This window comes from Rhodanobacter thiooxydans (genome assembly GCF_021545845.1).
Taxonomy (GTDB): domain Bacteria; phylum Pseudomonadota; class Gammaproteobacteria; order Xanthomonadales; family Rhodanobacteraceae; genus Rhodanobacter.
The window spans coordinates 3066708-3078608 of sequence record NZ_CP088923.1 but is presented as its reverse complement, the minus strand read 5'-3'; the positions used below and the strand labels follow the sequence as shown (position 1 = coordinate 3078608).

Below are 11901 nucleotides of genomic sequence, written 5' to 3'. Positions count from 1 at the left end.
CATGCCGGGCCTTTCCGTTTTCACGGCCATGCCGGCTTGGCGCTCAATGTGCGGGCATGCGCGTGGGTAGTTCCGCGCCGCTGCCGTGGTGCAGCGCGTGCGCGCCGAGCTGGTCGAAGCGCGCCTTGTCGATCTTGCGGACCGACTGAATCGCGCACGGCGGCTGGTAGCGCGAATGCACGGTCTCGCCCACTTCGCCGCAGATGCGGCCGCGATTGACGACGGTGTTGGACGGGTTGGCCCGGAAGATCAGCCCTGGCGGCGGCGTACCCAGGCGCGGACAATCGTTCTGCAATGTCACCAGGTAGCGTTTCGGGCCGGTGCGCACGATGGCGGTGCGGGCGTCGACGATATGCCACTCGTTGATCTGCGTGGTGTCGATGCAGTCGGCGGCCGGCAGCGGCGAGCGCGCCGGCACCGCCTCGGCAGCGTACGCGGCACCGCTGCCGGCAACGAGCGCGAGCAGCAGGGAGGGGAGGGGCGTTTTCATCGGCGTTACCTCGTCCGTTCGTATGCGTGCGTGCCGTGATGCGGTGGCGCGGTTGCATGCCGGTATCCGGCAGGGCGGCTGCAAAGTATCTGCCACCTGGGTATCACGATAAGTGAACGGTTGAGGCGGCATGCTGGCGGTCATGCATCGCAGCACTCCAGCATCCGGCACCCCAGCTCATGCGGCCACTCCGATGGCCACCGGCGGCAAGTCCCCATGACGACCGGGCACACGTGCGCCGTTGCAGGCATCGCCGCCCGATTCCTGCAGTTGCGGCAGCGAACGCTTGAACTCTGTGCCGGCCTCAGCGCCGAGGACCTGCAACTGCAGTCGATGCCCGACGCCAGTCCCGGCAAGTGGCACCTGGCGCATACCAGCTGGTTCTTCGAGCAGTTCGTGCTGGGCCGCGACCCGGCGTACCGGCCGCGCGATCCGGCCTGGCATTACCTGTTCAATTCCTACTACCAGTCGGTTGGCCCGATGCATGCGCGGCCGCAGCGCGGCCTGCTGTCGCGGCCGTCGCTGGACGAGGTGCGCGATTACCGTCGCCGCATCGACGACGCCGTGGCCGAGCTGCTCGACCGCGGCGACGACGCGGAGGCGCCCGGGCTGGTCGAGCTGGGTCTGCAGCATGAGCAGCAGCACCAGGAGCTGCTGCTGACCGACATCAAGCATGCGTTCTGGTGCAATCCGCTGCAGCCGGCGTATCGCGCGCCGATCGCCGCGCCGGCGGACGCCAAGGCGGTGCCGCTGCAGTTCGTCGCGGGCCGCGAGGGCATCGCCGAGATCGGCCATCGCGGCGAGGGTTTCGCGTTCGACAACGAGACCCCGCGCCACCGCACCCTGCTGCAGCCGCACGCGCTGGCCAACCGACTGGTGACCAATGCCGAGTACCTGGCCTTCGTGCGCGAAGGCGGCTACCGCGAACCCGGCCTGTGGCTGTCCGACGGCTGGGCCACGCTGCAGCGCGAGGGCTGGCAGCATCCGCTCTACTGGCAGGACGACCTGGCCAGCGAGTTCACCCTGGCCGGCGTGCGTGCGCTCGACCCGTACGAGCCGGTGTGCCACCTCAGCTATTACGAAGCCGAGGCGTTTGCGCACTGGGCCGGCGCGCGGCTGCCTACCGAGGCGGAGTGGGAGTCGGCGGCGCAGGGCGTCACGATCGACGGCAACCTGCAGGACGCGCAGCGCTTCCAGCCGCGTGCGGCCGGCGTCGGCAGCGGCCTGCAGCAGCTTTACGGCGACGTGTGGGAATGGACCGCCTCGCCCTACATCGGCTACCCGGGCTTCCGCCCGCTGCCCGGTTCGCTGGGCGAGTACAACGGCAAGTTCATGTGCGGCCAGTGGGTGTTGCGCGGCGGTTCCTGCGCCACCCCGCGCGATCACATCCGCGCCACCTACCGCAATTTCTTTCCACCCCAGGCCCGGTGGCAATTCGCCGGGCTGCGATTGGGACAGGACCGATGAGCAGTGTGCAACCCTTTGGCCTCAGCGACGACGACCGTCGCCCGCCTTCGAGCGATCTGCTGGAAGTCGTCCAGCGCGGCCTCGGCGCCCGCCCCAAGCGGCTGCCGTCGTGGCTGTTCTACGACGAGCGCGGCTCGGCGTTGTTCGAGCGCATCTGCGAGCAGCCGGAGTATTACCTCACGCGCTGCGAGATCGCGCTGATGGACGAGCATGCTGCCGAGATTGCCGACGCGCTGGGCAGCGGCGTGCGGCTGGTCGAATACGGCAGCGGCAATGCGCACAAGACCCGCATGCTGCTGCAGCACCTGCATGCGCCGGTGGCCTACGTGCCGGTGGAGATTTCGCCCGAGCCGCTGCGGCAGAGCGTCGAGCGGCTGGCGACGGCGTTCCCGCAGCTGCCGCTGCAGCCGTTGTGCGCGGATTTCAGCAAGCCGCTGCGGCTGCCGATTCCGCCGCGCGCGCCGCGGCGCACCGTGCTGTACTTCCCCGGTTCCACCATCGGCAATTTCGAGAACCGCGAAGCCGCCGTGCTGCTGCGCAAGATGCGCAACGAGATGGGCGATGCCGGTGGCATCCTGATCGGGGTGGACCTGAAGAAGGATCCGGCGCTGATCGAGGCGGCCTACAACGACCGCGCCGGCGTCACCGCCGAGTTCACCCTGAACATGCTGGCGCGGCTGAACCGCGAGATCGGCAGCAACTTCGAGCTGTCCGCGTTCGCCCACCGCGCGCACTACAACCCGATGGCCGGTCGCATCGAGACGCACCTGGTCAGCCGCCGCGAACAGCAGGTCAAAGTCGGCCGGGTCAACGTGCCGTTCCGCGCCGACGAGGCGATCCAGGTCGAGTACAGCTGCAAATATTCGCCGGAGGACTTCGCCGCGCTGGCCGGCCGCGCCGGGCTGGCCGTGCAGCAAGTGTGGACCGACCCGCAAAGGATGTTCAGCGTGCAGTACCTGGTGCGCGCCGGCATGTCGGTGTGACGCCGCGACCGCTTGCTGCCGCTTCCTTGTGTAGGGCGGGCACCGCCCGCCGGCTTTCGATTCCGTGACGCAGCAGCGGCGGACAGTGTCCGCCGTGCGAAGCCGGAGAGACGCACGTCATCAGTGGATGCCGTACAACGCCCTCACGTCGGCGGTCAGCGCGGCCTGGCTGTCGGCCCGCGCGTAGAACATGTGGCCGCCGGGATAGTTCTTCACCTGCACGCGGATCGGGTCGCCCATCGCCGGCATCTGGTCGACGATCAGCACCGAGGCCATGAACGGGCAGGACAGGTCGTCCCAGCCGTGCGTGATCAGCACGCGCAGGCCCGGGTCGTTGGCGACCGCCTCGCGCAGCTGCGACACCGACCCCTTATCGGCGTCCTCGTCTTCGTGCCACAGCTTGTTCACCTCGTAGCTGAGCGCGTTGTAGCGGCCGTCGTATTTCCAGCCCACGACGCGGGTGACGAAGTCGACCATCGCGCTGGTGGTGGGCGCGATGATGCCGTTGAGGATCGGGTCGCCGGTTTGCTGGTGCGGCGCGTAGGGAAACGGGTCCCAGGCGGTGACGTTGGAGTCGTAACGGCTGCCCAGCTTGCCTTCGGCGCGGTACACCTCGCGCAGGTAGGCCTGGGTCTCGATGCGGCCGCCGGAGCGCTTCACGAACAGCGGGTCGAGCCCGGTCAGCTCGGTGACCTTCTTCACCACGCGTTCGGTGGCTTGCGGGTCGGAACGGCCGCGCATCAGGTCGCTGGCGTATTCGCCGCGGGTGTATTCGACGATCGGCGCCATCGCTTCGGCGCTAAGCTTGTGCTCGCGCTCCAGGTGCGCCGCGGCGATCGAGGGCAGGGTGAGCATCCACGGCAGCGGCGACACGTTCTCGTCGTGGTAGGCCGCCGGGTCGAGGTAGGGCGACAGCAGCACCACGCCCTTCATCGCCACGCCGAGCCGGGTCTGCAGGTACTCGGTGATGCGCGGGCCGCGGAAGCCGCCGTAGCTCTCGCCGACCAGGTACTTGCGCGAACCCATGCGACCGTTCTTGACCAGCCAGTCGTAGACGATGCGCGACAGGTACTTGATGTCGTTGTCGGTGCTGTAGAACTGCTTGGCGGCTTCCTTGTCGTCGATCAGCGCGCGGCTGTAGCCGGTGCCGACGGGGTCGATGAACACCAGGTCGGTGAAGCCCAGCCAGGTGCCGGGGTTGTCGTGCAGCGTGGCCGGGTCGGACGGGCTGTCGCCCTCGACGCCGAAGTTCACCTTCTTCGGCCCGATCGCACCGAGGTTCAAGTACACCGACGCGGCGCCTGGGCCGCCATTCAGCGCGAACGTCACCGGGCGGTCCTTGCCAGTCATGGTGTAGGCGGTGAACACCACTTCGCCGGTGGTCTTGCCCTTCTCGTCGCGCACCGGCAGCGAGCCGACGGTGACCGTGTACTTGAGCGTCTTGCCGTCCACCGTGGCCGATTGCGTCACGTGCGCATCGGCCGGCAGCGGCGGCAGCTGGAAGCCATCGCTGCTGCTTGCCTCCGCTGCCGCCGGCTTGTGGCTGTCGGCGGCGAAGGCTGGGGCGACGCTTGAACCGGCCAGCACGAAGGCGGCCAGCAGCACGGAGGGCAGGGATTGGCGCACGACGTTTCCTCGCGGACGAAAGCGGCCAGCATAACCGGCGCCGCGGCGGCGGAGGCGTGCATAAAGGCATGGGTGAGCGCGTTCAGCACCGCGCCGCTGCGACCGGTTCCGGCCTGGCGCGCGGCGGCGCCACGCGTGCCATCCAGCGCTCAAACGCCAGCAGAAAGTCCTGCAGCGACTGCACGGTAGCCAGGTCGGCCAGTGCGCCATCGGCGTCGAAGCGGCTGGCCGCGTTCGCCACGAACAGGGTCGGCGCTGGCATCACCAGCGCGCAGCAGGTGTGCAGCACCTGGCGCAGCGAGGCCTGCGCCAGGCGTGTGCCCCACGGGCCGCTGCTGGCGCCGAGCACGGCCACGGGTTTTTCCGCCAGCACGTCGCCGGCAGGGCTTTCGCGCGAGAGCCAGTCCAGCGCGTTCTTCAGCACGCCAGGCATGGAGTGGTTGTACTCGGGCGTGGCGATGACGAGGCCGTCCGCGGCGGCGACCGCCGCGCGCAGCGCCTGCACGCCGGCGGGGCCGGCCGGGTCGTGCTGCTCCAGGTCTTCGTCGAACAGCGGCACGGCAGTCAGCGCGTCGTAGACGTCCAGTTGCAGCGTCGCCGGTGCCTGGGCCACGGCCGCCTGCAGCAGGCGGCGGTTCCAGGAATCGCGGCGCAGGCTGCCGGCAAGGCACAGCACGCGGCGGGCGGGAGTCGGGTGGAACGTGGTCATCTCGGTGTCTCCGGTGAGCAAGGCGTCAGGGTTCGATCAGCAGCAGCAAGGCGCAGGCGACCAGCAGGACGCCCATCACGACGTCGACGCCGCGGCGCACCGCAGGACGCACCAGCCAGCGGGCCAGCCACGCGCCCAGCGCAGCCCACAGCAGCAGGCACAGGATGGGGATCAGCACGAACAGTCCGGCCAGCGGCAGGTAATCACGCAGGCTGGTGGCCGGCACTGTCGCCAGCACGGTCAGCACGATCACCCAGCTTTTCGGGTTGAGGAACTGGAAGCCGATCAAGCCCAGGGTGCCGGCCGGCAAGGCCGCCGACGTCGCGGCGGCGTGTCGTGGGGCCATGCCGGCCACACACAGCGACAACCCGAGCCAGGCCAGGTACAGCGCGCCGATCGCGCCGGTCCAGCGCCGCAGCGGCGGGTGCGCTGCTAACATCGCGCCCGCGCCCAGCGCCGTCACCGCGAGCAGCAGCAGGCCGCCGCACACGATGCCGGCGATCGCCGGCAGCGCGCCGCGCAGGCCGGCGTGCCCCGCCGCGCGCAGCACCACCAGGTTGTTCGGGCCGGGCGTGATCGCGGCCACCAAGAGCAGGCCGCACGCGGTGAGCAGCGAATCCATGCAGGTTTCTCATCGGCAATGGTCGAATAAAGTGCATGTTCAAGCGGCTAAGTGGTCTGTGCCGCATAGCTTATGGTCTAGAATTCCGACCATGAACGAGCTGCCGCTGAATGCCCTGCGCGCGTTCGCCATGGTCTACGCGCATGGTGGCGTGCGCGCCGCCGCGCGCGAGCTGGGCATGGCGCACTCCTCGGTGAGCAGGCACCTGGGCGAGCTGGATCGCTGGCTGGGCGTACCGCTGCTGCGCGCGGCGGCCGGGCGCGGCCCGCTGGTTTTCACCCCACAGGGCGACGCGCTGGGTCGCGCCACACTGTCCGGCCTGCGCGAGATCGAACAGGCGGTGGCGGCGTTGCGCGAGACCCGCCCGGCGCATGCGGTGACCTTGTCCACCTCGCCGTCGTTCGCGATCCGCTGGCTGCTGCCGCGGTTGCCCGCGCTGGAGAAGGCGCACCCGAAGATCGAGCTGTCGGTGCAGGTGGAGCAGCGGCTGGACGCGCTGGACGACGGACGCATCGACCTGGCGATCCGCATGGGCAACGGACTGTGGCCGGAGCTGCACGCCGAGCCGCTGATGGATGACGCGCTGTATCCGGTGATGAGTCCGGCACTGTGGCAGGCATCCGGGCGTCCGTCGAAGCCGGCGCAACTGGCCGACCTGCGCCTGCTGCACGACCGCGATCCGCAGGCGGCGTGGGAGCTGTGGCGGCAGGCGCACGGGCCGGCAAAGCTTTCGCTGCAGGGCGGCGCGCGCTACACCTCGTCCGATCTGGTGCTGCGCGCGGCGATGCAGGGCCAGGGCGTGGCACTGGCACGCCATCGGCTGGCCGCGGACGACGTGGCGAACGGCAGCCTGCTGCGCCTGTTCAGCGACCTCGACGTGCCGCTGGGGCCGTCATACTGGATCGTGCGGCCGCCGGCGAAACCGCGCGCGGCGGTGGCCGCGGTGATCGACTGGCTGCGCTGGCAGGCGGCCGGCGCCGGAGCGCGCTGATCAGCCGCGCGCCAGCGCACTCTCGACAAACTGCGTGAGCTGCGCCGCGTTCAGTGCGCCGGATTGCCGCGCGATCTCGCGGCCCTGCTTGAACATGATCAGCGTGGGGATGCTGCGGATGCCGAAGCGCCCGGCCAGTTGCGGCTGCGCCTCGGTATCCAGCTTGGCCAGCCGCAGGCGTGGTTCGAACTTGCCGGCGGCCTGCACGAACACCGGCGCGAAGCCGACGCACGGCCCGCACCATGGCGCCCAGAAATCCACCAGCACCGGCAGGTCGCCGCGACCGGCGATCGCGTCGAAGTTTGCCGTGGTCAATTCCACCGGATGTCCCTCGAACAGTGGCTGCTTGCAGCGGCCGCAGTTCGGATGTTCGCCCACGCGTTCGGCCGGCACGCGGTTCAGCGCGCCGCAATGCGGGCAGGGGATGGCCAGTGGTGTACTCATGGCAGACTCCGGTAACAGGTCAGGCGCCAAGCGCCAACGCCGACAAGATGGCGGCGCCCTTTGCCGAAACCAAGCCGAGCCGACATGCCGCAACGCCCCGACACATCCGCTTCACGCTGGCCGCAGCGGAGCCTGCTTGCGCTGGGCATGTTGTGGACGTTGCCGAACAGCCTGCCCGGCCTGCTGCTGGGCCTGGCCGGCCTTCCCTTCGGCGCGCGGCTGCGCTGGCGGCGGCGCGAGCTGGCGCTGGTGGTGCGGCGCTGGCCGTGGGGGCGCGGCGGGGCGCTGACCCTGGGCAACGTGATCGTACACACCGGCGAGCGGCTGGACGTGCCGTGCCTCACCTACGCGCATCGCGCCGGCCGCTGCATCGAGCCGCCGGTATCGCTGGCTGACCATGAGCGCGCCCACGTCTACCAGTACATGCTGCTCGGTCCGCTGTTCCTGCCGCTGTACCTGCTGTGCGGCGGCATCAGCGTGCGCAATCCGTTCGAGCGCGCAGCCGACCGCTATGCACGCACGGGCCGCGGCTGGTGGCCGTGGTCGCGGGAGGGTCGCTGAGCCGCTTGCGCGGTCAGGCCGCCGTGTGCGGCACGAAACGCAGCGCCACCGAGTTCATGCAGTAGCGCAGGCCGGTCGGCTGCGGGCCGTCGTCGAAGACGTGGCCGAGGTGGCTGTCGCAGCCGGCGCAGCTGATCGCGATGCGGTCCATGCCGAACATGCTGTCGTGGCGCTCGATCACGTTGCGGGCGGCGATCGGCTGCCAGAAGCTGGGCCAGCCGGTGCCGGAGTCGAACTCGGTGGCGGCGTCGTACAGCGCGGTGGCGCAGGCGATGCAGCGGAACAGGCCGGGCACGGCGGGCCGTTCGTGCTCGCCGCTGAACGCGCGTTCGGTGCCGTCGCGGCGCATGATTTCGTACGATGCCGCCGCCAGCCGCTGCCGCCATTGCGCGTCGCTGAGCACCAGCTTCGCCACCTGGCGCGCGCCGAGGTCGCGGCCGGCGTCGTCGAAGATTTCCAGCAACACCTCGCCGGGCTTGCCGACCGGCGTGTTCGCCGCCGCCAGCAGGCGCGGCAGCAGCCATCCGCCGCCGATGGCCAGCAATGCACCGCCGCCGAGTACGGCGCGCAGGAAGCGGCGGCGGTCCATCGCGAGGGTTTCGTCAATGCGTGGCATGGCAACCTCCGTGGATGTTGCTTTGTAGGAGCCCGCTCGCGGGCGATGCTTTCCACCGGGATTCGGGATTCGGGATTCGGGATTCGGGATTCAGGATTCAGGATTCGCGAGAGCATCGCCCGCGAGCGGGCTCCTACGAGAGCCGGTCAGCCGAAGGTGAAGGCGTACGCCTGCACGCCGGGGTCGAGGAAGGTGATCTCGAACAGCCGCTCGCCGCTGCCGCCGGCTTGGCGCACCAGCTGGTACAGGCGTTGGCCGGTGACCGTGCCGTTGCCCTCGGCGTCGGTGTCCATGCCGTGGTCGGCGCCGGGCGGCTGGCCGTCGATGCTGACGCGGTAGCGGATGGGCTTGCCGTCGCTGGCGGGGCCGAGCACCAGGTGCAGGTCGCGGCCGCGGAAGCGGTAGACGATGGCGCCGCCGGCCCGGTCCAGCTGCGCGTTCTCGTCGCGCACGGTCCAGCGGCCGTCGAGCGACCACTGGTTGGCGGCCAGCGAGGCGGGCGCGCGATAGTCGTGCGTTTCATCGCGCGCCACCCGACCGCCGACGAAGTTCATCGTGCGGGCGTAGCCGACGTAGGTTTCCGGCGAGCGGGTCAGGTCGTCCGACGCGGCGGCTTCGACGCCGCGATGGTCGTCGCTGACGTAGCCGCCGGGCAGGTTGTTCTGGCCGGCATCGGCCAGCAGCTGGCGGATCACGTCCTCGCTTTCCCGGTACTCGCCTTCGCCGAAGTGGTGGTGGCGGATCTGCCCCTGCGTGTCGATGAAGTAGTGCGCCGGCCAGTATTCGTTGTTGAAGCCTTTCCAGATCGCGTAGTCGTTGTCGAGCGCGACGGGGTAGTCCACGCCTAGGTCCTTCACCGCCTTCGCCACGTTGACCGGGTCCTTCTCGAACGCGAACTCCGGTGCGTGCACGCCGATCACCACCAGGCCGTGGTCCTTGTACTTGTCGGCCCAGCCACGTGCGTACGGCAGTGCGCGGATGCAATTGATGCAGGAGTAGGTCCAGAAATCGACCAGCACCACCTTGCCGCGCAGCGACTCGGCGGTGAGCGGGGGGCTGTTCAACCACTGCGTAGCGCCGGCCAGCGACGGGAACGTGCCTTCCACCGGCAGCGGCTCGCCGGCTTTCGGCGCCGGCCGCGGCGCGGGCGCCGGGCGTACGGCGTTGATCAGCTTCTGCTCGATGCCGCCGGTGCTGGCCAGCGAGACGCGGGTGAGCACGCCGGTATCCAGACCCAGCGCGATCGCGGCGACGCCACCGAGCACCAGCACGCCGAGCGCGCGGCGCACCCATTCGCCGGCGCCGAGCGAGCGCTTCATCAGCGCGAATACCTGGCCGCCGATCAGCAGTGCCAGGCCCAACGACGTGGCCGCGCCGGCGGCGTAGATGAGCAGCAGCAGGGTGGTCTGCACGCTGGCGCCGTTCAGCGCCGCACCGGTCAGCAGCAGGCCCAGGATCGGCCCCGCGCACGGCGCCCATAGCAGGCCGGTGGCCACGCCGAGGCCGGCCGATCCCCAGATCGAGTCGCCATCGGCGGCCGAACGCTGCGACAGCCGGTTGCCCAGCGCCACGAATGGCCGCGTGATCCATTCGGCCAGCCGGGTCGACAGCAGGGTGAGGCCGAGGACGGCCAGCACCGCCATCGCCACCCAGCGGCCGTACTGGTTCGCGTGCACCGCCCAGCTGCCGCCCAGCGCGGCCAGCGTGGCGACCGCGGCGAAGGTGATCGCCATGCCCAGCAGCATCGGGAAACCGTTGCGCATGAACGGCCGGTCGGAGCGGGCGAACACGAATGGCAGCACCGGCAGGATGCACGGGCTGAGGATGGTCAGTACGCCGCCGAGGTAAGCGAGGATCAACACGAGCATGGGAGGTATCCGCGGGAGCTTGTCTGGTTATTCGCCGGCGTGCCGACGGCGGTTACCTGCAGGTACGGAGTAACGCCGTGGCCGGATGCGGCGAATACCCCACAGGCGTTCCGCCGTGGAGCGAAGCATGTCGCAAGCCTTGACCGCCACCGCCGGCATGGGTCTAGATAGTGGACTTTCCCTGCGGGCGAGTCTCGAGCAGAGCATGCCAGCCGATGTCGCCACGGTGAACGACAGCGCATCGCCCGACCGGCGCCGGGCAGCGTGGATGGCCGCGGCGCAGGCCGGCGACCGGCGTGCCTACGAGAAACTGCTGGCCGATTCGGTGGCGCTGATCCGCGCCGTCGCGCGACGCCAGGGCGTGGCGCCGGACAGCCTGGACGACGTGGTGCAGGAGACCCTGATCACCGTGCACCGCGTGCGCCATACCTACGACCCGGCCCGTTCGTACGATGCGTGGCTAAGCGCGATCGCCACCCGCCGCGCGATCGACGCGCTGCGCCGCCGTGGCCGTCGCGACAGCCGCGAACTGCACGACGACTACGCGCTCGATCGGTGCCCGGACGGCGACGACGCCAGTGCCGCTGCCGAGAGCAGCCAGCGCGCGCAGCGCCTGCACGAGGCGATCGCCGAACTGCCGCCGGGCCAGCGCGAGGCGGTGGAACAGCTGGGCCTGCGCGAGCGCTCGCTCAGCGAGGCGGCTGAGCTGACCGGACGTAACGCCGGTGCGCTGAAAGTGAACCTGCATCGCGCGCTGAAAGCGCTGCGCGAACGTTTCCATGGAGAACCCTGACGTGATGCCCGAGCCGTCATCCCATGAGGCGCTGATCGACCGTCTCGGTACCGGGCTGGTGCCGGTGCGGCGGCTGTTGCCGCCATGGCTGCGCACCGTCGGCTGGCTGCTGTTGGTGGCTGCGCTGGCGGCCGGCTTGCTGTTGCACTACGGCGCAGGCCCGATGCTGCGGCGCTGGGCCGCCACGCCGGACCTGGCCTGGGCCGGCGTCGGCGCGGCGATCACTGCGGTCACCGCGGCGTGGGCCGCATTCGCGCTGGGCGTGCCCGGGCGGCGGGCGGCGTGGGCATGGCTGCCGCTGCCCGGTGCCCTGCTGTGGATCGGCGCCAGCGGCCTCGGCTGCCTGCGCACGTGGATCGCGCCGGGGACGCAGATTGCCGGCCTGCATCAGAGTGCCGACTGCCTGCTCTTCATCATCGGCTTCTCGATTCCGCTGTCGGCGCTATTGATCGTGCTGCTGCGCCGTGCCTGCCCGCTGCGGCCGGTGCTCACGGCCGTGCTGATCGGGCTGGCCAGCGCGGCTGCCTCGGCCAGCCTGCTGGAGATCTGCCACGCCTACGATTCGGCCGCTACCGACCTGCTGACGCATGCGCTGGCGGTGGCGGTGGTGGTGGCCGTCAACGCCGCGATGGGCGGGCGATTGCTGTCGAAAGCGTAGATCCCGCCGCTGCCCGTAGGAGCCCGCTGGCGGGCGATGCCTTTCGTTGTATCGAAGAGCATCGCCCGCCAGC

13 protein-coding genes are annotated in these 11901 nt (G+C 70.1%); 6 read left to right on the top strand and 7 right to left on the bottom strand.

Going from position 1 to position 11901, the window contains the following annotated elements; genetic code table 11:
* Positions 1–43 precede the first annotated feature (43 nt).
* On the bottom strand, positions 44–490 hold the full coding sequence (locus tag LRK53_RS13985) for a DUF6491 family protein (protein WP_027493998.1): 447 nt from the start codon (positions 488–490) through the stop codon (positions 44–46).
* Between the two features lie 216 nt (positions 491–706).
* Here LRK53_RS13985 and egtB point away from each other — a divergent pair, with 216 nt between their 5' ends.
* Complete coding sequence (gene egtB / locus LRK53_RS13980) at positions 707–1957, top strand: ergothioneine biosynthesis protein EgtB (protein ID WP_235642332.1); 1251 nt, start codon at positions 707–709, stop codon at positions 1955–1957.
* Positions 1954–2940 carry an L-histidine N(alpha)-methyltransferase gene (gene egtD, locus LRK53_RS13975; RefSeq protein ID WP_027493997.1) on the top strand — a complete coding sequence of 329 codons (987 nt, stop codon included), beginning with the start codon at positions 1954–1956 and terminating at the stop codon, positions 2938–2940. The genes egtB and egtD overlap by 4 nt, the downstream gene beginning before the upstream one ends.
* 120 nt (positions 2941–3060) lie before the next feature.
* Here the strand turns inward: egtD and LRK53_RS13970 are convergent, their stop codons facing one another.
* The 3 genes from LRK53_RS13970 to LRK53_RS13960 form a co-directional block, all read right to left on the bottom strand.
* Positions 3061–4566 (bottom strand): S10 family peptidase, encoded by a 1506-nt coding sequence (locus LRK53_RS13970; protein WP_027493996.1) that lies wholly within the window; start codon positions 4564–4566, stop codon positions 3061–3063.
* Between the two features lie 82 nt (positions 4567–4648).
* Entirely contained in the window at positions 4649–5275 is a 627-nt protein-coding gene (locus LRK53_RS13965; RefSeq protein WP_027493995.1) for an NADPH-dependent FMN reductase, read from the bottom strand.
* A gap of 25 nt (positions 5276–5300) precedes the next feature.
* The gene (locus LRK53_RS13960; protein WP_027493994.1) at positions 5301–5897 is read right to left on the bottom strand and encodes a LysE family translocator; all 597 of its coding nucleotides are present in this window, start codon (positions 5895–5897) and stop codon (positions 5301–5303) included.
* A 91-nt stretch (positions 5898–5988) separates the two neighbouring features.
* Here LRK53_RS13960 and LRK53_RS13955 point away from each other — a divergent pair, with 91 nt between their 5' ends.
* The gene (locus tag LRK53_RS13955; RefSeq protein ID WP_027493993.1) at positions 5989–6888 is read left to right on the top strand and encodes a LysR substrate-binding domain-containing protein; all 900 of its coding nucleotides are present in this window, start codon (positions 5989–5991) and stop codon (positions 6886–6888) included.
* Here the strand turns inward: LRK53_RS13955 and trxC are convergent, their stop codons facing one another.
* Positions 6889–7332 (bottom strand): thioredoxin TrxC, encoded by a 444-nt coding sequence (gene trxC, locus LRK53_RS13950; RefSeq protein ID WP_027493992.1) that lies wholly within the window; start codon positions 7330–7332, stop codon positions 6889–6891.
* 84 nt (positions 7333–7416) lie between these two features.
* Between trxC and LRK53_RS13945 the strand changes: the two genes are divergently transcribed.
* On the top strand, positions 7417–7893 hold the full coding sequence (locus LRK53_RS13945; RefSeq protein WP_027493991.1) for a hypothetical protein: 477 nt from the start codon (positions 7417–7419) through the stop codon (positions 7891–7893).
* A gap of 13 nt (positions 7894–7906) precedes the next feature.
* Here LRK53_RS13945 and msrB read toward each other — a convergent pair whose 3' ends face one another.
* Together msrB and LRK53_RS13935 are read right to left on the bottom strand one after the other, a co-directional pair.
* Positions 7907–8509: a peptide-methionine (R)-S-oxide reductase MsrB gene (gene msrB, locus LRK53_RS13940; RefSeq protein WP_027493990.1), complete on the bottom strand. Its 603-nt coding sequence runs from the start codon at positions 8507–8509 to the stop codon at positions 7907–7909.
* A 146-nt stretch (positions 8510–8655) separates the two neighbouring features.
* A complete protein-coding gene (locus LRK53_RS13935) occupies positions 8656–10377 on the bottom strand; it encodes a cytochrome c biogenesis protein DipZ (protein WP_235642331.1) in 1722 nt (573 codons plus the stop codon).
* Between the two features lie 205 nt (positions 10378–10582).
* Between LRK53_RS13935 and LRK53_RS13930 the strand changes: the two genes are divergently transcribed.
* A complete protein-coding gene (locus LRK53_RS13930) occupies positions 10583–11170 on the top strand; it encodes an RNA polymerase sigma factor (protein WP_051257656.1) in 588 nt (195 codons plus the stop codon).
* A gap of 4 nt (positions 11171–11174) precedes the next feature.
* The gene (locus LRK53_RS13925; RefSeq protein WP_027493988.1) at positions 11175–11828 is read left to right on the top strand and encodes an NrsF family protein; all 654 of its coding nucleotides are present in this window, start codon (positions 11175–11177) and stop codon (positions 11826–11828) included.
* Positions 11829–11901 lie beyond the last annotated feature (73 nt).

Coding starts and splice junctions, on each gene's coding strand:
- LRK53_RS13930 (WP_051257656.1), top strand. CDS start 10,583: ATGCCAGCCGATGTCGCCACGGTGAACGACAGCGCATCGCCCGACCGG.
- LRK53_RS13945 (WP_027493991.1), top strand. CDS start 7,417: ATGCCGCAACGCCCCGACACATCCGCTTCACGCTGGCCGCAGCGGAGC.
- LRK53_RS13985 (WP_027493998.1), bottom strand. CDS start 490: ATGAAAACGCCCCTCCCCTCCCTGCTGCTCGCGCTCGTTGCCGGCAGC.
- LRK53_RS13960 (WP_027493994.1), bottom strand. CDS start 5,897: ATGGATTCGCTGCTCACCGCGTGCGGCCTGCTCTTGGTGGCCGCGATC.
- egtD (WP_027493997.1), top strand. CDS start 1,954: ATGAGCAGTGTGCAACCCTTTGGCCTCAGCGACGACGACCGTCGCCCG.
- LRK53_RS13955 (WP_027493993.1), top strand. CDS start 5,989: ATGAACGAGCTGCCGCTGAATGCCCTGCGCGCGTTCGCCATGGTCTAC.
- egtB (WP_235642332.1), top strand. CDS start 707: ATGACGACCGGGCACACGTGCGCCGTTGCAGGCATCGCCGCCCGATTC.
- LRK53_RS13965 (WP_027493995.1), bottom strand. CDS start 5,275: ATGACCACGTTCCACCCGACTCCCGCCCGCCGCGTGCTGTGCCTTGCC.
- LRK53_RS13935 (WP_235642331.1), bottom strand. CDS start 10,377: ATGCTCGTGTTGATCCTCGCTTACCTCGGCGGCGTACTGACCATCCTC.
- msrB (WP_027493990.1), bottom strand. CDS start 8,509: ATGCCACGCATTGACGAAACCCTCGCGATGGACCGCCGCCGCTTCCTG.
- trxC (WP_027493992.1), bottom strand. CDS start 7,332: ATGAGTACACCACTGGCCATCCCCTGCCCGCATTGCGGCGCGCTGAAC.
- LRK53_RS13925 (WP_027493988.1), top strand. CDS start 11,175: ATGCCCGAGCCGTCATCCCATGAGGCGCTGATCGACCGTCTCGGTACC.